This window comes from Streptomyces sp. NPDC088097, from assembly GCF_044741845.1.
Taxonomy (GTDB): Bacteria; Actinomycetota; Actinomycetes; order Streptomycetales; family Streptomycetaceae; genus Streptomyces.
Genome location: NZ_JBIUTJ010000003.1, coordinates 445378 through 462797 on the forward strand (window position 1 = coordinate 445378; position 17420 = coordinate 462797).

Below are 17420 nucleotides of genomic sequence, written 5' to 3' on the forward strand. Positions count from 1 at the left end.
GGTCTTGATCGTGAGCGATACGCGTTCCCCGTCCCCGCGGGACGGCCTGGGGGGCCTACCCGTCCCCCGCATCTCCTTCGAGGAGTTCACCGCCTTCGGGCCGCAGGCCCTCATCCGGGCCGACGTCCCCGTGATCATCACCCTTCCCCGGGGCAACGAGGGCCTCGGCAAGGAGGGCGTCGCCAAGCGCCTCGGCGACATGGCGGTGACCCTGTTCACCGAGCCCAGCGACAAGCAGAACTCGGAACGCTGGACCACCAGGGAGATCCGCCTGCGCGAGTTCTTCGAGAACGCGGAGTACCAGAACGACCCGGGCACCTGGAACCGCATCGTCTCCAACATCCGCAACTGCCCCGACGACGTCAACGCGATCCTCGGCTTCGACGCCGCCCGGCTCTTCGACTACCGCCGGTCGATGAACGCCGCCAACCTGTGGATCAGCCACAAGGGCGTCTTCACCCAGAGCCACTTCGACGAGCTGGAGAACTTCAACATCGCCCTGGAGGGGCGCAAGCGGTTCGTGCTGGCTCCCCCCGGCTTCTGGGAGTACTACCCGCGCTCCCTCAAGGACGGCTTCGGGGACAAGTCGCAGGCCTTCGACTTCGACGACGTGGACTGGGCCCGCTACCCCAAACTCGCCTCCAAGCTCGCCCAGCGTCGCGAACTCATCCTGGAACCCGGCCAGATGCTGTACCTGCCGCTCGGCTGGTGGCACCAGGCCGAGTCACTGGACGAGATGAACATCAACGTGAACTTCTGGCTGCGCGACCCGAAGATCTTCCGCAGACCCTGGGTGCTCGGCGTGGCCATCTACACGGCCGCCTTCCGCAAGCTCAAGGGCGTCTACAACTACGAACCGGCAGAGGCGGCGTCATGACCGAACGCGAGACGATCACCCCCGCCCACCGGTTCCGCAACAACGACAAGCTGATCGGCATCGGCAACGAGTTCTGGGACCTGTCCGAGCAGAACGGCCTCGCCGGCATCGTCGCCGACTACGACGGACGGCTCCTGCACACGGCGGCGGGACACGAGTTCCTCGCCGAGGGCCACGAGTTCGTCAACTTCAGCTGTTGTTCCTACCTCGACCTCGACTCCCACCCCAAGGTCATCGAGGGCGGCATCGAGGCCCTGCGCCGCTACGGCGTGCTCGACCACTGCATCGCCCGCAGCCGCGTACAGATCCCCGCCATGCTGGAGCTGGAGCACTCCCTGGCCGAGCTGTTCGGCGCCCAGGCGGTCACCTGTTCCATCGCCGCGAGCACCGCGACCTTCGGCCTGCTCCCGCTGATCGCCTCGGGCCACCTGGGCAACGGCACCCGCCCCCTCATGATCTTCGACAAGAACGCCCACGTGTCGATGGCCAACCTCAAGCCGGTCTGCGCCGACGAGACGGAGGTCGTCACCTCCCCGCACCACGACCTCGACTTCATCGAGGACGCCTGCCGCAAGTACGCCCGCGTCGCCTACGTCTGCGACGGCAGCGACAGCCTCGGCGGCTACGCCCCGGTCAAGGAGCTGGCCGAACTCCAGGACAAGTACGGCCTGTTGGTGTACTACGACGACTCCCACTCGCTGTCCGCTTACGGAGAGCGCGGCGTCGGCTACGTCCGTTCGCACAGCCCGGTCCTCGACGAGCGCACCATCGTCGTGATGACCCTCAACAAGGCCTTCGGCACCAGCGGCGCGGCCATCGTCCTCGACGGCTACGACAAGCACACCCTGCGCGTCATCGAGCGCTTCGGCGGAGCCCTCAACTACTCGCAGCTCCTCAACACCCCCGCCGTCGGCGCCGGCCTCGCCTCGGCGGAGATCCACCGGACCTCCGAACTGACCGACCTGCAGAACGGGCTCTACACCAACATCGCGCTCTTCGACTCGCTCATCCACACCGACCAGGCCGGGAGCACCTTCCCCATCCGGCTCGTCCCCATGAGCGACGCGACGGTGATCGAGGCCGGACGCAAGGTCTTCGAGGCGGGCTTCTACGTCTCCCCCGTGTTCTTCCCGATCGTCGCGCGCGGCACCGCCGGACTGCGCGTCATGATGCGCGCCGGCCAGACCGAGGAGCAGGTCCGCGGGCTGTGCGCGGTGCTCGCCGAGGTGGGTGCCGAGCGGACCGCCCCGCTGCCGACGGAGCCGACCCGATGACGGCCGGCCCGATACCCGGCCCGAGATCGGGCCCGGCTTCGACCACCCCCGTACGGGCGGTCCCGCGCAGCATCCTCTACACCCCCGCGCTCTCCCTGGACCGGGTCGTGAAGGCCTGGTCCTACGACGCCGACGTGCACCTGATCGATCTGGAGGACTCCGTCCCCCGGGCCGCGAAGGCCGCCGCGCGCCTGGTGTGCCGCGACGCCCTGGAGAAGGCGCCGCGGCCGCGGAACACGGCCGTGCGCGTCAACGAGCTGGGCACCGTCGAGGCGCTCCACGACCTGCTGATGCTGACCGAGTGCCCGGTGCGGCCCGGTTTCGTGGTGATGACCATGGTGAGGTCCGCGGTCGAGGTGACCCTGCTGCGCGAGACCCTCGCCGCCGCCGGGGCCCACCCCGAGCTGTACGTGACCGTGGAGACCGTCGAGGCGGTCACCGACATGGACGCGATCGCGGCCGTGTCGGACGGGCTCCTGCTCGGTTCCGCCGACCTCGCCGCCACCCTCGGCGTGGAGATCACCTGGCCCGGCATGCTCGCCGCCCGCCAGGCCATGGCGCTGGCCGCCGCCCGGTACGGCGCCGGCTGCGTCGACACCGCGAACTACCGGCTCTCCGAACCGGCGGTGCTGGCCGAGGAGATCGACCGGGTGCGGGACCTGGGCTTCCACGGCAAGGCCACCGTGCACCCCGGCGAGCTCGACGCCATCAACGCGGGCCTGCGCCCCCACCCGGAGGGACTGCGCCACGCCCGACGGGTCACCGGGGCCGTGAGCGCGGCGGACGGCGGGATCGCCGTCCTCGACGGGAACATGGTCGGCCCGCCCTTCGCCCGGCTGGCCCGCGCCACCGTGGACCGGGGCGACGCCTGGACCGCGCGCTTCGGCCGCGACGGGGACGAGGGGGCCGACCGTGCCCCCCACTGACGACACCACCCGACCGGACCCCGGCCCGCAGGGCCGCGTACCGGTCGCCGTCATCGGCACCGGGGTGATCGGCCAGGACCTCGTCGCCAAGATCCACCGCTCCCCCGTGCTGGAGTGCGCCCTGGTCGCCGGTCGCGACCCGGAGTCCGCGGGCCTGCGGTACGCCGCCTCCCTCGGGTACCCGACCTCGGCCGGGGGCATCGGGGCCGTCCTCGCCGCTCCCCGTCCTTTCGCGGTGGTCTTCGACGCCACCAACGCCATGGCGCACGCCGAGCACTGGCGGCTGCTGCGACCGCTGAACACCCTGCTCGTCGACCTCACGCCCAGCAAGACGGGCGAGATGGTGGTCCCGACCGTGACCGGGGCGAGCCCCCCGACCGGGCGCAACGTGAGCCTCATCAGCTGCGGCGGCCAGGCCTCCGGCCCGATCGCCCACGCCCTGGGCGCCCGGTTCGCCGTCGAGTACATCGAGGTGGTCTCGACCGTGGCCACGAGCATCGCGGGCCGGGCCACCCGGCTCAACCTCGACGAGTACGTGGCCACCACCGGGCAGGCCATCAGCGCCCTGTCCGGCGTGGCCGACACCAAGGCCATCCTCAACATCAGCCCGGCCGTCCCTCCCGCGCCCTTCCGCACCGCGATCCACGCCGTGATCCCGGGCGTCGACGAGGCGGAGGTCCGCGCGGTGGTGGCCGAGACGGCCGAGCGGGTACGGGCCTTCGCGCCCGGCTACGAGGTGCTCGGCTGCACGGTGAACGGCGACCGGGTCCTGGTCTCCGTGGAGGTCACGGCCCACAGCGAGGTGCTGCCCCCGTACGCCGGGAACCTCGACATCATCGACTCGGCCGCCGTCATGGTCGCCGAACAGCACGCGGCCCGGCTGCTCCGGGCCGCCCGGACGGGGGTGGGCGCATGAGCGCCGTGCTGATCCACGATCCCACGCTGCGCGACGGGCAGCACGCGGTACGGCACCGGTTGGGCGTGGCCGCCCTGCGCGGGTACGCCGAGGCCGCCGACGCCGCCGGGATCCCGGTGGTGGAGGTCGGCCACGGCAACGGGCTGGGGGCCTCCTCGCTCCAGGTCGGACGGGCCGCCCTCAGCGACGACCTGATGCTGTCCACGGTGCGCGAGGCGCTGACCCGCAGCCGGATGGGCGTCTTCATGCTGCCGGGTTGGGGCACCTCCGCCGATCTGCGCAAGGCCCTCGCGCACGGGGCCGACGTGGTCCGCATCGGGGTGCACTGCACCGAGGCCTCCCTCGCCGAACGCCACCTGGGCTTCCTGCGGGAGGAGGGCGCCGAGGCGCACTGCGTGCTGATGATGAGCCACATGGCCACCCCCGGCGAGCTGGCCGAGCAGGCCGCGCGGGTGGTCGCGTACGGGGCCCGGGCGGTGGGGATCATGGACTCCGCCGGGCACTTCCTGCCGCAGGACGTCGGCGAACGGATCGGCGCGATCGTCGCGGCCGTCGAGGTGCCGGTGATCTTCCACGGGCACAACAACCTGGGCATGGCGGTGGCGAACTCGGTGGCGGCGGCCACGGCCGGGGCGCGGATCATCGACGGCTGTGCGCGGGGCTTCGGCGCCGGCGCGGGCAACACCCAACTGGAGGTGCTCGTGCCCGTGTTGGAGCGCAGTGGCTTCAAGACCGGCATCGACCTGTACGGGCTGCTGGACGCGGCCGACTTCGCCGAGCGGGAGTTGATGCCGGCCCCGCCGGTCACCGAATCGCTGAGCATCGTCAGCGGGTTGGCCGGGGTGTTCTCCGGTTTCAAGCACCAGGTGTTGGAGGCGTCCGGTCGGGCCGGTGTCGACCCGCGGGACGTGTTCTTCGAGCTGGGCCGACGCCAGGCCATCGCCGGGCAGGAGGACCTCATCGCGGACGTGGTGGCGGAGCTGGCCGCCGGAGGGGCAGGGGCACGGTGAGCGGACCCCTGTACGTGGAAGCCCGCGCCATGGCGGGCCCGGAGCGGATGCTGCGGGTGATGGACGCCCTCGCCGAGGTGTTCTCGGACCTGTCGGCGGGCCGGACCCAGTCCCCGCCCCGTACGGTGCTCCAGCACGGCCCGGAGCGGGAGTTGCTGGCCGGGACCGCGCTCTGGGAGGGGCGCGGGGTCGGCAGCGTGAAGATCACCACGCTGACCCCGGACAATCCGGGGCGCGGACTCCCGCTGATCCACGGGGTGGTGGTGCTGACCGACCTGGAGAGCGGCCGGGTCACCGCCCTGCTGGACGGCGCCGAGCTGACAGCCGTCCGTACGGGGGCCGTCGCCGGCCTGGCGACCCGGCTGTGCGCGCCCGAGGACGCCGAGGAGCTGGCGCTGATCGGGGCCGGGGTGCAGGCACGGGCCCTGGTCCGGGCGGTGTGCGCCGTCCGTCCGGTGCGCCGGCTGCGGGTGTACTCCCGTACCCCCGAGCGGACGGAGGAGTTCGCCCGCTGGGCGCGGGAGCACGCGGGACGTCCGCTGGAGGTCACGGTGTGCGGGTCGGCGAAGGAGGCCGTGGTCGGGGCGATGGTCGTGTGCACGGCCACCTCGACGGCCGGGCGCCTCCCGCTCGTGGAGGCCGACTGGGTGGCTCCGGGAGCGCACGTCAACGTCATCGGCGGCACCCACGAGGAGGCCCTCGAAGTGGATCCGGCTCTGCTGGCGGACGCGTTCGTCACCGTGGAGGAGCGCGCCACGGCGATCGCGGAGGCCGGTGAGGTACGGGCGGCCCTGGCGGGCGCGCTGATCGGCCCGGAGGACCTGCACGAGCTGGGCGCGCTCGTCGACGGCGCGGTCGTGCCCGACGGCCGGACCTCGGTGTTCCGCAGCGTGGGCATGGCCATCGAGGACACGGCCGCCGCGGCGGCCCTGTACGGGGCCGCCGCGGGTGAGGACGGGTGACGGGGGGGCCGGGTCAGTCGGTTCCGCGGCAGCGGACCATGAAGGAGCGCTCGAAGACGATGACGTTCTCGCCGGTGGACTTCGTACCGGTGGTCTCGACCGTGACGATGCCCTGCCCCGGTCGGGACTTGGAGAGCCGCTTGTCGAGTATCCGGCTGGTCGCGTAGAGGGTGTCGCCGACGAACACCGGGTCCTTGAGGCGGACCCGGTCCCATCCGAGGTTGGCCACGGCGCGCGCGGAGAGCGCCTGCACGGTCATGCCACCGACCAGGCAGAGCGTGATCCCGCTGTTGACCAGCACCCGCCCGTACTCGGCGCCCTCGGCGTAGGCGCGGTCGAAGTGCAGAGGGTGCTGGTTCATCGTCAGCAGGGTCAGCCAGGTGTTGTCGGTCTCGGTGAGGGTCCGGCCGGGCCAGTGCCGGATCACCATGCCGGGTTCGAAGTCCTCGTAGTCGCCGCCGTGTTCCTCGGCGTACTCGTTGCCCTGGATGTGACGCAACGTCATGTCTGGTTCTCCCGTGTGCGGTTCGGTTCCCATCGAGCACTGCATGAACTTCAGAGGTCCCGAGTGGACCACACGGACGACGCCGACAAGGAGAGGGACGGATGGACATGTTGCAGGAGGTCACCACTCGGGGGGCCGCGGGACACCCGTGGTTCGGCCGGCACCGCATGGCGCCCGCCCCCGCGCCGGTGGACACCGTACGGGAGATGCTGAGCGAGGAGATACGGGAGTGCGGCTGGCCGCACCAGGCGCTGGTGCCCGCGGCGCCGCTCGTGCTGCCGCGCTCCTCCTACGCCGAGCTGTTCCGGGTGAGCGCTGCGCTGCTCTCCTTGATCCGCCGGACGGCGCTGGAGAGCGCGCCGACCACGGCGGGCCGGCTGGCGGCGTACCGGATGCCGGAGAACGAACACGGGCTGTTCATGGCCGACCCGTTCACGGAGGAGCGGTACGCGGACCAGGTGGCCCGGCCCGACGTGGTGATCGGTCCGCAGGGTCCGCAGTTCCTGGAGTTCAACGTCAGCGGGGCCCTGGGCGGGGCGGTGGAGGTCCACTCCCGGCTGGAGGTGTGGCGCAAGCTCTACGCCGACGACGGCGGCCGGCTGCCCTTCGAGAGCCCGGACCCCTTCGCCGTCCGTACGGAGATGTTCCGGTCGCTGTGCGCCGAGACGGGTGCGGCCCCCCGGGTGGCCTTCCTGGGCAGCGCCCGCGACCAGGGCGGCTTCACCCGCTACTTCGACGTGCAGGCCGACCACCTGAACGCGCGGGGGATGACGGCGCGCTTCTTCGAGCCCGGGGACCTGCACGAGGCCTGGGACTGCGCCCCGCATCTGCGCTACCCGGTGGGGTTGCGGGACTTCACCATCCCCGACTGGGCGGAGCTGGGCATCGACACCGCGCCCGTACAGGCCGCGCTCGACCACGGCTGCCTGTTGGTGGGGACGCAGACCTCGACGTTCCTGTCCAGCAAGCTGACCATGGGCATGCTGTCGGAGGGGCGGCCGTGGATGAGCGCGGCCGAGCGGGCCCTGGTGGAGCGGTACCTGCCGTGGACCCGGATCCTCACGCACCGCCGTACGACCCGGGGGGACCGCAAGGTGGACCTCGTGCGCTACGCGGTGGACCACCGGGAGTCGCTGGTGCTGAAGGAGAGCATCGGGATGAGCGGCCGACAGGTGGTCATCGGCCGGGAGAGCGAGCAGGCCGTGTGGGCGGCGGCCGTCGAGGCGGCCGCCACCACCGGCACGAGCGTCGTGCAGGATTTCGTGGCCCCGCGCACCTGCCCCCTCGCGATGATCGCCGACGGTGAAGACGCCTCCCACGACGCCGAAGTGGCGCCGGTCTTCGGCCCGTTGCTGTTCGGGGGCCGCCCGGCGGGCCTGTTCGCCCGCTTCTTCGGCGACGGCACCGCCGGCATCGTCAGCATCCTCGGCACCGGCAGCTCCGACGACTGCGTGGTGGCCGTGTGATCCGGGGCGGGGATCAGCGCCGGACGCGGGGCATGCCCAGGCCGATCCAGGAGATGATCTCGCGCTGGATCTCGTTGTTTCCGCCGCCGAAGGTGAAGATCACGGCGCTGCGGTAGCCGCGTTCCAGTTCCCCGTGCAGGACCGCGCCCGCCGAGCCGTCCTTGAGGGAGCCTGCGGCGCCGACCACTTCCATCAGCCAGGCGTACGCGTCCCGGCGCGCCTCGGAGCCGTAGACCTTGACGGCGGAGGCGTCCTGGGGGGTGAGGTTGCCCGACTCGACGGCCCCCACCATCTGCCAGTTGAGCAGCTTCATCGCGTCGAGGCGGGCGTGGGTGCGGGCGAGCCGGCCGCGCACCCAGGAGAGGTCGATCACCCGGCGGCCGTCGGCGAGCTTGGTGTCGGCGGCCCAGCGCTGGACGTCGTGCAGGGCGCGGATCGCCATGGTGCCGTGGGCGGCGAGGGTCACGCGCTCGTGGTTGAGCTGGTTGGTGATCAGGCGCCAGCCCTTGTTCTCCTGGCCCACGCGGCGGTTCGCCGGGACCCGGATGTCCTCGTAGTAACTGGCGGTGGTGTCGTGCGAGGCGAGGGTGTTGATCAGGGTGCAGGAGTAGCCGGGGTCGGAGGTCGGCACGAGGAGCATGGTGATGCCCTTGTGCGCGGGAGCCTGGGGGTCGGTGCGGACGGCCAGCCAGACCCAGTCGGCGGTGTCGCCGTTGGTGGTCCAGATCTTCTGGCCGTTGACCACGTAGGTGCCGGTCTCCTCGTCGCCCTCGCGGACGGCCTTGCACTTGAGGGCGGCGAGGTCGGTACCGGCGTCGGGCTCGCTGTAGCCGATGGCGAAGTCGATCTCCCCGGCGAGGATCTTGGGGAGGAAGTACGCCTTCTGCTCGTCAGTGCCGAACTGCATGATGGTCGGCCCGACGGTGTTGAGGGCCATCAGCGGCAGCGGCACCACCGCCTGGGCGGCCTCGTCGAAGAAGATGAACTGGTCCATCGGCGACATTCCGCGCCCGCCGTACTCCTTCGGCCAGCCGACGCCGAGCCAGCCGTCGGCGCCGAGTCGGCGGATGGTCTCCCGGTAGAAGCGCTTCTGCGCGGCGGGGTCCTCGTAGCGGGCGTAGACGTCCTGCGGCACCAGCTCGGCGAAGTAGGCGCGCAGCTCGGTGCGCAACTGCTGCTGCTCAGGCGTGTATTCGAGGTGCACGGCCCCTCCGGGAGTCTCGCGGTCCAGCCGGTCGCTGTGGTGGCGGCGGTCAGACTAGAACCTGTTGCAAGAATCCGGAAGGGTCCTACGGGGCGGCGCACCGGCTGGGCGGGGGTGGATCAGGTCGTGACCCACCCCGCCCGACTGGGGTGCGCAGTGCACCTGCGGAATGTATCAGCCACTTTTGCCGCAAGTAAGGGCTGATTTTCGATTTCAGCTTGCATCTGGGGTAGTGATGATCTCCACCCCCTCCCGTCCCGGGCGGATCAGGACCTTGATGTGCTCCTCCGGGCGCCTCAGGGAGGCGAAGGCCGCCTCCAGGCCGCCGAAGCCGGCCTCGCCGGTCACCAGGGCCGCCGGGTCGATCCGGCCGTCGACCAGCCGGTCCAGGGTGGCCCCGAACTCGCTCGGCGGGTACGTCAGGCACATGCGCAGGGTGACGTCCTTGTAGATGCCGACCACCGGGCGGATCACGTCCTCCGTCATCACCCCGCCGATCTGGAGGATCTCCGTACCGCGCGGGACGGCGTGCAGCAGCGCGTTCAACACCCCGGTCAACCCGACGCAGTTGACCACCACCATCGGGTGCGGCCGGGGCCCGGCCAGGGCGACGCAGCGTGCCACCGGATCCTCCCCCGTCGAGGGGTCCACCACCGCGTGCGCGCCGAGTCGGGCCGCCGCCGCGCGCCGCAGAGCCGAGGGGTCGGAGGCCACCACCGGTTCGGCCCCGCGCTCCAGCAGGGCCGCGAGGGCGCCCAGCCCGACCGGTCCGCAGCCGAGGACCACCGCCGGGGTGCCCGGTCCGGCCGCGCTGCGGGCGACGTTGCCGAAGCCCACGGCCAGCGGCTCGGTCAGGGAGGCCAGGGCCAGGTCGAGGGAGTCCGGTACGGGCAGCAGCGCCGCGGCCTGTACGACCATCCGCTCGCCGAAGCCGCCGGGGTGGGCGTTGCTGTAGCCGACGGTACGGACCACCCCGGCCCCGTCCAGCGCCCAGGGCAGGGCCACGACCCCGGTGCCCGGCGGGGGCCCGCTCGCGCCGGGCCCGTAGCCGAGAACCCGGCCGGAGAACTCGTGGCCCATGACCAGGGGGCGGTCCGGGTCGAAGAGGAAGCTCGTGGTGCCGCTGTCCCGGGAGGCCTTCAGGAAATCGGCGGTGTGCGCGACGGCGCTCAGGTCGGAGCCGCAGATCCCGCACGCCTCGGTGGCCAGCAGCACCTGGCCGGGCCCCGGTACGGGTTCGGGGTGCTCGCGCGCGACGAACCGGCCCCCGGTCAGGACGGCGGCCCTCAACGGACCTCTCCCTTGCGGGCGACGGCCTCCAGCGTGGACCGGCGCAGGGCTCCGACGAAGCGGTCGCTGTTGCGGCCGGCCCACTGGAGGCTGGCGCGGCGACCCTCGGCGGCGCCGGTGAGGCGGGGCACGACCCGTTCGGCGAACAGCTCCAGGCTGCGCAGGGTCGCGGCGGGATCGGCGATGTCGGTCTGGAGGATCAGGAAGGTGCCGAACCCGCCTGACTTCTCCGCCAGTTGCCCGATCCGTTCCACGGCGTCCTCGGGGGTGCCGATGACGGCCCGCCCGAACGTGGGCAGCCCCTCGCCCGCCCAGCGCTGGACGGCGGCGGCCGGTGTGCCGCAGCCGTCGAGACGGGTCCCGCCGAGCGCCTCGATGTAGGCCACGAGGTCGGGCGTACCGAACTCGGCCTGCCGGAAGGCCTCCTCGCGGGTCTCGGCGAGGTGGACGGGGGTGACCAGACGCCAGCCGTCCCGGTCCGCGGTGCGGCCGACCTCCGCGCAGGTCCGCTCGAAGGCGGCCCAGTTGGTGTCCAGGGTGGCGAACCCGGCCGGGTCGGCGGCGGCCAACGACAGCATCCCGGCGCCGTTGCGGGCGGCGAGGACGGCGCCGGTCGGGGAGACGGCGGAGGCGACGGCGACCTCCAGGTCCCGACCGCGGTAGGGGCCGAGTTGGAGCCGGGCCTCCTCCAGGGTGAACCAGTCGGTGGCGGCCGTGACGGTCTCCCCGCGCAACAGCCGGGTGATGACCTCCAGGGAGTCGGCCATCATGGCGCGGGACTCCAGCGGGTCGATGCCCATCATGAACGCGTCGGAGGCGAGTTGTCCGGGCCCCACTCCCAGCATGGCCCGGCCCCGGGACTGCTGGTCGAGCTGGCAGATCCGGTCGGCGAGGATCAACGGCTGGTGGTACGGGAGGGAGTTGACCCCCGTGCCGAGCCTGATCCGGGTGGTTCGCTCGGCGGCCGCCGCGAGGAACAGCTCCGGAGAGGCGATGATCTCGTAGCCGGCGGAGTGGTGTTCCCCGGCCCACACCTCCTCGTAGCCGAGTCGGTCGAGCGCCGTCACGAGGTCGAGGTCGCGGCGGAGTTGGACCGCGGGATCGCGATCGGGATGATGGTAGGGAGCGAGGAACACTCCGAAGCGGGACGGGAGGTACGGCTGCGGCATGGGCGGCGGCCCCTTCGAACGACGACGGGCGGACCGGCGCACGACGACCGCACGGACGGCCGTGCGGACGGCCGCACGGGCAGCCGTACCGACGGCCGCCGGACGGCGCCCGGTACGCGGCCGGGTGGGGCCGGGTACCGGCCGTGCACCGGGCGTCCGACGAAACACCGTGCGCGCCGCACCTTCAATGGCCTCCGCGCCGTCCTCCCGCTGAGTGGGATTTTCCGCGCCCGATGACCGGAAATCAGCTCCGCCGAAGGTCGGTCGCAGGTCGGTGGCAGGTCGGTCCCCCGTCAGTCGAAGGTCAGTTCAGGGCTTCGATCATGGCTGCCGCCGTGGCCGCCATCGCCGTCCGGGCGGCCGCGAGGTAGGGCCGGGGATCGGCGGGGGTGAGTTGGGTACGGATCGCCTCGGTCATCGCCACGTTCAGGGCGGTGCCGATGTTGACCTTGCGAATGCCCCCGGCCACCGCGGCCGCGAGTTCCGCGTCGGGCAGGCCGGAGGAGCCGTGCAGCACCAGCGGCACGTCCACCGCCTTGGTCAGCCGGGCCAGCAGGGCGTGATCCAGGGTGGCGGTGCGGCTGGTCATGGCGTGACTGCTGCCGACGGCCACGGCCAGGGCGTCCACCCCGGAGTCGGCGACGAACCGGCGGGCCTCGTCCGGGTCGGTCCGGGCCCCCGGCGCGTGGGGGTCCAGCGGGGCGGCGCCGTTCTTCCCTCCGACCTCCCCCAACTCGGCTTCGATCCAGAGCCCGTTGACGTGGGCCCAATCGGCGGCGGAGCGGGTGGCCTCCAGGTTCTCCGCGTAGGGCAGGTGCGCGGCGTCGTACATCACGGACCCGAATCCGGCGTCGGCGGTCCGTCTGAGCAGCTCGGTGCTCTTGACGTGGTCCAGGTGCAGCCCGACGGGCACCCCGGCGGCCTCGGCGCAGGCGACGGCGGCCCGGGCGATGGGCAGGAGCGCCCCGCCGCGGAACTTCACGGCGTTCTCGCTGAGTTGCAGGATCACCGGCAGGCCGACCCGCTCGGCGCCCTCGATCACGCCCTCGGCGTGCTCCAGGGTGATGATGTTGAAGGCGGCGACGGCCCGGCCGGCCCGAGCGGCGTCGGCGACGAGGGTCCCGGCGGCGGCGAGGGTCATCGGACCGCTCCCTCGGCGTTGAGGATCACCGAGCGGGTGAGGTTGCGGGGCGCGTCGGGGTCCAGTCCCCGGTGCGCGGCGACGGCGACGGCCAGTCGGTGCACGCGGACCAGCTCGGCGAGGGGGTCGAGTTCCCCGTCCACCCAGTCCGCGCCGGTCGCGAGGACCCGCTCGGCGATCCCTTCGGGGGTGCCGCCGAGGGACCAGGTGACGGAGCCCGGCCCGGTGACGCTGACCGGTCCGTGCCGGTACTCCATCGCCGGGTAGGCCTCGGCCCAGGACAGGGAGGCCTCGCGCATCTTGAGGGCGGCCTCCTGGGCGAGACCCACGCTCCAGCCCCGGCCGAGGAAGGTGAACTGGCCCCGTCCGTCCAGCCCCGCGGGCAGCGGCTCGGCCAGCGCGATGCGTGCGTCGGCCACCACGGCGGGGGTGTGGGCGCCGACGTGGGCCCGCAGGAGGGTGAGGGCGGTGGTGGCGAAGCGGGTCTGGACCACGGACCGTTCGTCGGCGAAGTCGAGCACCACCACCTCGCCGGCGAGGGTGGTCACGGGGGTGTCCGGGTCCCCGATGACGGCGGTGGTCGCGGTTCCGGCCTCCCGCAGCGCGGCCAGGAGGTCGAGCACCTCGGTGGTGGTCCCCGACCGGGTCAGGGCCACCACCCGGTCGTAGGTGCGGTGGCGCGGGAACTCCGACGCGGGGAAGGCGTCGGTCTCCCCCTGTCCGGCCTCCTCGCGCAGGGCGGCGGCGGCCTGGGCCATGTAGTACGAGGTCCCGCAGCCGACGATCGCGGTACGCTCCCCCGGCTTCGGCAGCACCGCCCGGTGGACCGGGGCCAGTTCGGCGGCCCGTTCCCAGCTCTCGGGCTGTGAGGCCAACTCGTACGCGACGTGACTCATGCGGGCTCCCTGCGCGGTGGATGCGTGGTCCTGCGGTGTACTGGTGCCTGGTGCGTGTTTCTGCAAGATAGCGGGGAGTTTCGCGCAACTTCAAGCATCCACGGCCTGACGGCCTGGGTTAATCTCGACCACGGGGGCCCACGTCAGGCCCGGGAACCGCACGGGAGGGGCGCCATGACCCGCAAGGAACGCTGGCAGAGACTGCTGGACCTGCTGGTGGAACGGGACGGGCTGGAGGTGGAATGGGCCGCTCGGGCCCTGGGGGTGTCCGCCGCCACGATCCGCCGCGACCTCGACCAGCTCGCCGAGCAGCAGCTCCTGGTCCGCACCCGCGGCGGCGCGGTCCCGCACGGGGTCTCCTACGAACTCCCGCTGCGCTACCGCACCTCGCGCCGGGCCGCCGAGAAGGGCCGCATCAGCGGGGCGGTCGCCGCCCTGATCGCCCCGGGCGAGGTCATCGGGCTGACCGGCGGCACCACGACCACGGAGGTGGCCCGCGCCTTGGCCTCCCGGGCCGACCTCTCCACCGGCGCCGCCGGATCCACGGGGTCCCCCGCGCTCACCGTCGTCACCAACGCCCTCAACATCGCGGGCGAGTTGGTCATCCGCCCCCAGTTCAAGATCGTCCTGTCCGGCGGCGTGGCCCGCCCCCAGTCCTACGAACTCACCGGCCCGCTGGCCCAGCAGACCCTCGGGCAGCTCACGGTGGACACGGCCGTGCTGGGCGTGGACGCCTTCGACCCGGTGGACGGGGCCGCGACCCGCCACGAGGACGAGGCGGCGGTCAACAGCCTCCTGTGCGAGCGGGCCCGCCGGGTGGTGATCGCGGCCGACTCCAGCAAGCTCGGGGTCCGCGCCTTCGCCCGCATCTGCCCGACCTCCTCGGTGGACGTCCTGGTCACGGACACCGGCCTGCCGACCGAGGTGGCCCGGGCCTTCGAGGCGGCGGGCGTAGAGGTCGTACGCGTCTGAACTCCTCGGCTGCTCATCCCTCCTGCCGGTCCCCCTCCCCCGGCGCGCCCGTGGGCACCGTCTCACGGCTCCGGGAGGCGTGGGCCTTCCCGAGGGACACGGGAGACGCGGGGGCCGGCCGGACCAGCAGGGCGACCAGCGCGGCGCCGGCGCAGGCCGCGCCGAGGACCGACCACACCGGGTCGTAGCTGCCGAAGGTGTCGCGGGCGACGCCGCCGAGCAGGGCGGCAAGGGCCGCGCCGACCTGGTGGGCCGCGTTGACCCAGCCGAAGACGATGGCGCTGTCCTCGCCGTAGAAGGAGCGGCACAGGGCGATGACGGGAGGCACGGTGGCGAGGTCGAGGAGGCCGAAGGCCACGACGAAGACCATCATCGCCGGATTCACCGTGGCCGCCATCATGAGGGGAAGCAGCAGGAGCAAGGCCCCGCGCAGGGTGAAGAAGACCGCGAGCAGCCGGCGGGAGTCCCTGCGGTCGGTGAGCCAGCCGGAGGCGATGGTGCCCGCGACGTTGAAGACGCCGATCAGGGCGAGCAGGGTCGAGGCGGTCGTGACGGCCATGCCGTGGTCGTGGGCGGCGGGGGTGAAGTGCGTCCACATGATGCCGTTGGTGGTGGCGCCGCAGATCGCGAACATGGCGGCGAGCAGCCAGAAGGGCCTGGTACGGGCGCAGTCGCGGAGCACGAGGAGGGTGCGGCGGGCGACACCGGTGACGGGGTCCGGCTTGGTGACGAACTCAGCGCTCCCATAGGGGCGTTGACCGACGTCGGCGGGATGGTCGCGCAGGACCAGCCAGACGATCGGGGCCACGGCCAGAGCGGCGAGGGCGAGGGTGACCAGGGCCGGGCGCCAGTCGTAGTGGTCGATGGTCCACGACAGGGCGGGCAGGAACACCATCTGTCCGAAGACGCTGCCCGAGGAGAGGATGCCGGTGACCAGACCGCGCCGGGTGGTGAACCAACGGTTGGTGACGGTGGCCCCGAACGCCATGGCCATGGAACCGGTGCCGAGGCCGACGAGGAACCCCCAGAAGAGGGTGAACTGCCAGGAGGCCACCATCACCGTGGTGAGCAGCGAACCCGTCGCCACGGTGGCCAGGGCGGCGACCACCACGCGCCGGATGCCGAAGCGGTCCATGAGCGCGGCGGCGAACGGGGCGGTGAGCCCGTAGAGGACCATGTTCACCGACGAGGCGACGCCGATGGTGCCGCGCGACCAGTGGAACTCCTGTTGGAGCGGGTCCTGGAGGATGCCCGGCATCGTGGAGAAGGAGCCGGCCACCACGATGGCGAGGGCCGCCGCGGCGGCCACCCACCAGGCGCGGTGCCCGCGGGACCGGGGCCCGGGAGGGGACCGGCGGGCGGGGTCCTGGGCTCGTCGGAGGTGTCCGGTGGTCGTTTCTTCCATGTGCTCCATCCTTCGCGGGTGCCCCTGGGGCGTCGCCGCGCACGGGCCGCTCGACGCCTTCCGGGGAACGGGTCGAGCGGCACGCGCGCGGTGTTCTCGCCTGACGGGAACGGTCCCGGGCGGGACCTCCCCCGTACGGTCAGGGGGCGAGGGGGCCGATGCGGTAGAGCACTTCGTCGTGGTGCTCGTCGGGGAAGAGGTCGCCGGGGAAGAGGACCCGGGTGTGCACCTCGGCGCCGTACCGCTTCGCCACCTTCTTCAGGACCATGATGATGGCCTTGTTGTCCGCGGACACGGTGGCCTCGATGAACCGGGCGCCCTGCTCCACGGCGCGGTCGGCGGCCCGTTCGAAGAGCTGTACGCCGAGGAACGGGATGCCGTGGCGGGGTGTGACGGCCTCCTGCCACACCAGGTAGGTGTCGGGCTCGTCGGGGCGGAAGTAGCCGGTGAGGAAACCGACGACCTCGTCCTCGACGGTGGCCACGAGGGAGGTCGCGGAGAAGTCCCGGCACCACAGCGCGTAGTAGTAGGGGCTGTTGTTGTCCAGGGCCTCGCTCTCGTCGACCATCCGCCACAGCGCTCGGGCGTCTTCGGCCCGGGGGGTGCGGAAGTGCGGGCGGACCCGGGTGGTGGTGTCGGCGGTCGTCGTGTCGGCAGTCGTAGTGCCGGCGGTCGTCGTGTCGCCGGTCGTCGCGGTGGTCATACCGTGGCCTCCTCCGTGAGCAGGGGGTACACCCCGTCGGCGTCGTGGTCCTCGCGGCCGGTGACGGGAGGGTTGAAGACGCACACGAACTTCGAGTCGAGCCGGGGGCGCAGGGTGTGCTTCTCATGCCCGTCCAGGAGGTACATGGTGCCGGGGGTGATGAGGTGGGTCTCGCCGGTCTCGTCGTTGGTGAGCTCGGTCTCGCCCTCCGTGCACAGCACGGCCTCGATGTGGTGGGCGTACCACATGGAGGTCTCGGTGCCCGCGTACACGGTGGTCTCGTGCAACGAGAATCCGACGCCTTCCTTGGCGAGCACGATGCGCTTGCTCTCCCAGGTGCCGGTGGCCGCGCGGACGTGCCGGTCGGTGTTCTCGATGTCCTCGAAGGAACGGACGATCATGTCGGTCTCTCCTTTCTGGCGGTGTGGCGCGGACTCAGGCGGCCCGGGCGCCGGCGAGCTGGGTGAGGGCGAAGGCGGTGAAGGTGTCGACGGTCTCGAAGTCCTCGGCTTCGAGTTCCTCGGGGTCGACCTCCAGGCCGAGGGAGTCCTCCAGTTCCATCAGCATTTCGAGCATGGTGGTGGAGTCGAGGTGCAGGTCGTCGAAGAGGCGCGTCCCGCCGCCCAGTCCGGTCACGGGACGGTCCAGCACGCTGCTGAGGGCGGTCTCCAGGGCGGTGGTCACATCGGTGCGGTTCATGGTTC

The 17420-nt window shown here is 72.2% G+C and carries 18 protein-coding genes; 8 read left to right on the forward strand and 10 right to left on the reverse strand.

Features of this window, described 5'->3' with window-relative positions; genetic code table 11:
* The first annotated feature begins 10 nt into the window (after positions 1 to 10).
* Genes ACIOD1_RS12005 through ACIOD1_RS12030 form a run of 6 tightly spaced genes read left to right on the forward strand, consistent with a single transcriptional unit; the run spans position 11 to position 5965 of the window.
* Positions 11 to 877, forward strand: a complete 867-nt coding sequence (locus ACIOD1_RS12005) for a cupin-like domain-containing protein (RefSeq protein WP_401901788.1) — start codon at positions 11 to 13, stop codon at positions 875 to 877.
* Positions 874 to 2151, forward strand: coding sequence for an aminotransferase class I/II-fold pyridoxal phosphate-dependent enzyme (locus ACIOD1_RS12010; protein WP_401901790.1), 1278 nt, complete (start codon positions 874 to 876; stop codon positions 2149 to 2151). Before ACIOD1_RS12005 ends, ACIOD1_RS12010 begins: the two co-directional genes overlap by 4 nt.
* Positions 2148 to 3077, forward strand: a complete 930-nt coding sequence (locus ACIOD1_RS12015) for an HpcH/HpaI aldolase/citrate lyase family protein (protein WP_401901791.1) — start codon at positions 2148 to 2150, stop codon at positions 3075 to 3077. Before ACIOD1_RS12010 ends, ACIOD1_RS12015 begins: the two co-directional genes overlap by 4 nt.
* Entirely contained in the window at positions 3064 to 3993 is a 930-nt protein-coding gene (locus tag ACIOD1_RS12020) for an acetaldehyde dehydrogenase (acetylating) (protein ID WP_365611806.1), read from the forward strand. The genes ACIOD1_RS12015 and ACIOD1_RS12020 overlap by 14 nt, the downstream gene beginning before the upstream one ends.
* Positions 3990 to 5003, forward strand: coding sequence for a 4-hydroxy-2-oxovalerate aldolase (dmpG, locus tag ACIOD1_RS12025; RefSeq protein ID WP_365611803.1), 1014 nt, complete (start codon positions 3990 to 3992; stop codon positions 5001 to 5003). Before ACIOD1_RS12020 ends, dmpG begins: the two co-directional genes overlap by 4 nt.
* Complete coding sequence (locus ACIOD1_RS12030; protein ID WP_401901794.1) at positions 5000 to 5965, forward strand: ornithine cyclodeaminase family protein; 966 nt, start codon at positions 5000 to 5002, stop codon at positions 5963 to 5965. The genes dmpG and ACIOD1_RS12030 overlap by 4 nt, the downstream gene beginning before the upstream one ends.
* A gap of 13 nt (positions 5966 to 5978) precedes the next feature.
* Here the strand turns inward: ACIOD1_RS12030 and ACIOD1_RS12035 are convergent, their stop codons facing one another.
* Positions 5979 to 6470 carry a MaoC family dehydratase gene (locus ACIOD1_RS12035; protein WP_365611797.1) on the reverse strand — a complete coding sequence of 164 codons (492 nt, stop codon included), beginning with the start codon at positions 6468 to 6470 and terminating at the stop codon, positions 5979 to 5981.
* Positions 6471 to 6571: 101 nt separating this feature from the next.
* Here ACIOD1_RS12035 and ACIOD1_RS12040 point away from each other — a divergent pair, with 101 nt between their 5' ends.
* Complete coding sequence (locus ACIOD1_RS12040; RefSeq protein ID WP_365611794.1) at positions 6572 to 7936, forward strand: hypothetical protein; 1365 nt, start codon at positions 6572 to 6574, stop codon at positions 7934 to 7936.
* A 13-nt stretch (positions 7937 to 7949) separates the two neighbouring features.
* Here ACIOD1_RS12040 and ACIOD1_RS12045 read toward each other — a convergent pair whose 3' ends face one another.
* The 5 genes from ACIOD1_RS12045 to ACIOD1_RS12065 all read right to left on the reverse strand — a co-directional run bounded on the left by ACIOD1_RS12045 (position 7950) and on the right by ACIOD1_RS12065 (position 13636).
* Positions 7950 to 9140 carry an acyl-CoA dehydrogenase family protein gene (locus tag ACIOD1_RS12045; RefSeq protein ID WP_401901796.1) on the reverse strand — a complete coding sequence of 397 codons (1191 nt, stop codon included), beginning with the start codon at positions 9138 to 9140 and terminating at the stop codon, positions 7950 to 7952.
* Between the two features lie 213 nt (positions 9141 to 9353).
* Positions 9354 to 10430 carry a zinc-binding dehydrogenase gene (locus ACIOD1_RS12050; RefSeq protein ID WP_401901798.1) on the reverse strand — a complete coding sequence of 359 codons (1077 nt, stop codon included), beginning with the start codon at positions 10428 to 10430 and terminating at the stop codon, positions 9354 to 9356.
* Positions 10427 to 11599: an LLM class flavin-dependent oxidoreductase gene (locus ACIOD1_RS12055; protein WP_365611785.1), complete on the reverse strand. Its 1173-nt coding sequence runs from the start codon at positions 11597 to 11599 to the stop codon at positions 10427 to 10429. The genes ACIOD1_RS12050 and ACIOD1_RS12055 overlap by 4 nt, the downstream gene beginning before the upstream one ends.
* A 304-nt stretch (positions 11600 to 11903) precedes the next feature.
* A complete protein-coding gene (locus ACIOD1_RS12060) occupies positions 11904 to 12740 on the reverse strand; it encodes a ketose-bisphosphate aldolase (RefSeq protein WP_401901800.1) in 837 nt (278 codons plus the stop codon).
* Positions 12737 to 13636 (reverse strand): SIS domain-containing protein, encoded by a 900-nt coding sequence (locus ACIOD1_RS12065; protein WP_401901801.1) that lies wholly within the window; start codon positions 13634 to 13636, stop codon positions 12737 to 12739. Before ACIOD1_RS12065 ends, ACIOD1_RS12060 begins: the two co-directional genes overlap by 4 nt.
* A 174-nt stretch (positions 13637 to 13810) precedes the next feature.
* On the opposite strand from ACIOD1_RS12065, the gene ACIOD1_RS12070 reads away from it, so the two are divergent.
* Positions 13811 to 14608 carry a DeoR/GlpR family DNA-binding transcription regulator gene (locus ACIOD1_RS12070; RefSeq protein WP_365611777.1) on the forward strand — a complete coding sequence of 266 codons (798 nt, stop codon included), beginning with the start codon at positions 13811 to 13813 and terminating at the stop codon, positions 14606 to 14608.
* Positions 14609 to 14621: 13 nt separating this feature from the next.
* On the opposite strand, the gene ACIOD1_RS12075 is transcribed toward ACIOD1_RS12070, so the two are convergent.
* The 4 genes from ACIOD1_RS12075 to ACIOD1_RS12090 form a co-directional block, all read right to left on the reverse strand.
* Positions 14622 to 16013, reverse strand: coding sequence for an MFS transporter (locus ACIOD1_RS12075; protein WP_401901803.1), 1392 nt, complete (start codon positions 16011 to 16013; stop codon positions 14622 to 14624).
* 139 nt (positions 16014 to 16152) lie between these two features.
* Complete coding sequence (gene ectA, locus ACIOD1_RS12080) at positions 16153 to 16716, reverse strand: diaminobutyrate acetyltransferase (RefSeq protein WP_401901804.1); 564 nt, start codon at positions 16714 to 16716, stop codon at positions 16153 to 16155.
* Entirely contained in the window at positions 16713 to 17117 is a 405-nt protein-coding gene (locus ACIOD1_RS12085) for an ectoine synthase (RefSeq protein WP_365611768.1), read from the reverse strand. The genes ectA and ACIOD1_RS12085 overlap by 4 nt, the downstream gene beginning before the upstream one ends.
* Before the next feature lie 34 nt (positions 17118 to 17151).
* Positions 17152 to 17415 (reverse strand): phosphopantetheine-binding protein, encoded by a 264-nt coding sequence (locus ACIOD1_RS12090; RefSeq protein ID WP_365611765.1) that lies wholly within the window; start codon positions 17413 to 17415, stop codon positions 17152 to 17154.
* Positions 17416 to 17420: the final 5 nt, after the last annotated feature.

Coding starts and splice junctions, on each gene's coding strand:
- ACIOD1_RS12010 (WP_401901790.1), top strand. CDS start 874: ATGACCGAACGCGAGACGATCACCCCCGCCCACCGGTTCCGCAACAAC.
- ACIOD1_RS12015 (WP_401901791.1), top strand. CDS start 2,148: ATGACGGCCGGCCCGATACCCGGCCCGAGATCGGGCCCGGCTTCGACC.
- dmpG (WP_365611803.1), top strand. CDS start 3,990: ATGAGCGCCGTGCTGATCCACGATCCCACGCTGCGCGACGGGCAGCAC.
- ACIOD1_RS12035 (WP_365611797.1), bottom strand. CDS start 6,470: ATGACGTTGCGTCACATCCAGGGCAACGAGTACGCCGAGGAACACGGC.
- ACIOD1_RS12040 (WP_365611794.1), top strand. CDS start 6,572: ATGGACATGTTGCAGGAGGTCACCACTCGGGGGGCCGCGGGACACCCG.
- ACIOD1_RS12055 (WP_365611785.1), bottom strand. CDS start 11,599: ATGCCGCAGCCGTACCTCCCGTCCCGCTTCGGAGTGTTCCTCGCTCCC.
- ACIOD1_RS12060 (WP_401901800.1), bottom strand. CDS start 12,740: ATGACCCTCGCCGCCGCCGGGACCCTCGTCGCCGACGCCGCTCGGGCC.
- ACIOD1_RS12065 (WP_401901801.1), bottom strand. CDS start 13,636: ATGAGTCACGTCGCGTACGAGTTGGCCTCACAGCCCGAGAGCTGGGAA.
- ACIOD1_RS12070 (WP_365611777.1), top strand. CDS start 13,811: ATGACCCGCAAGGAACGCTGGCAGAGACTGCTGGACCTGCTGGTGGAA.
- ACIOD1_RS12075 (WP_401901803.1), bottom strand. CDS start 16,013: ATGGAAGAAACGACCACCGGACACCTCCGACGAGCCCAGGACCCCGCC.
- ectA (WP_401901804.1), bottom strand. CDS start 16,716: ATGACCACCGCGACGACCGGCGACACGACGACCGCCGGCACTACGACT.
- ACIOD1_RS12085 (WP_365611768.1), bottom strand. CDS start 17,117: ATGATCGTCCGTTCCTTCGAGGACATCGAGAACACCGACCGGCACGTC.
- ACIOD1_RS12090 (WP_365611765.1), bottom strand. CDS start 17,415: ATGAACCGCACCGATGTGACCACCGCCCTGGAGACCGCCCTCAGCAGC.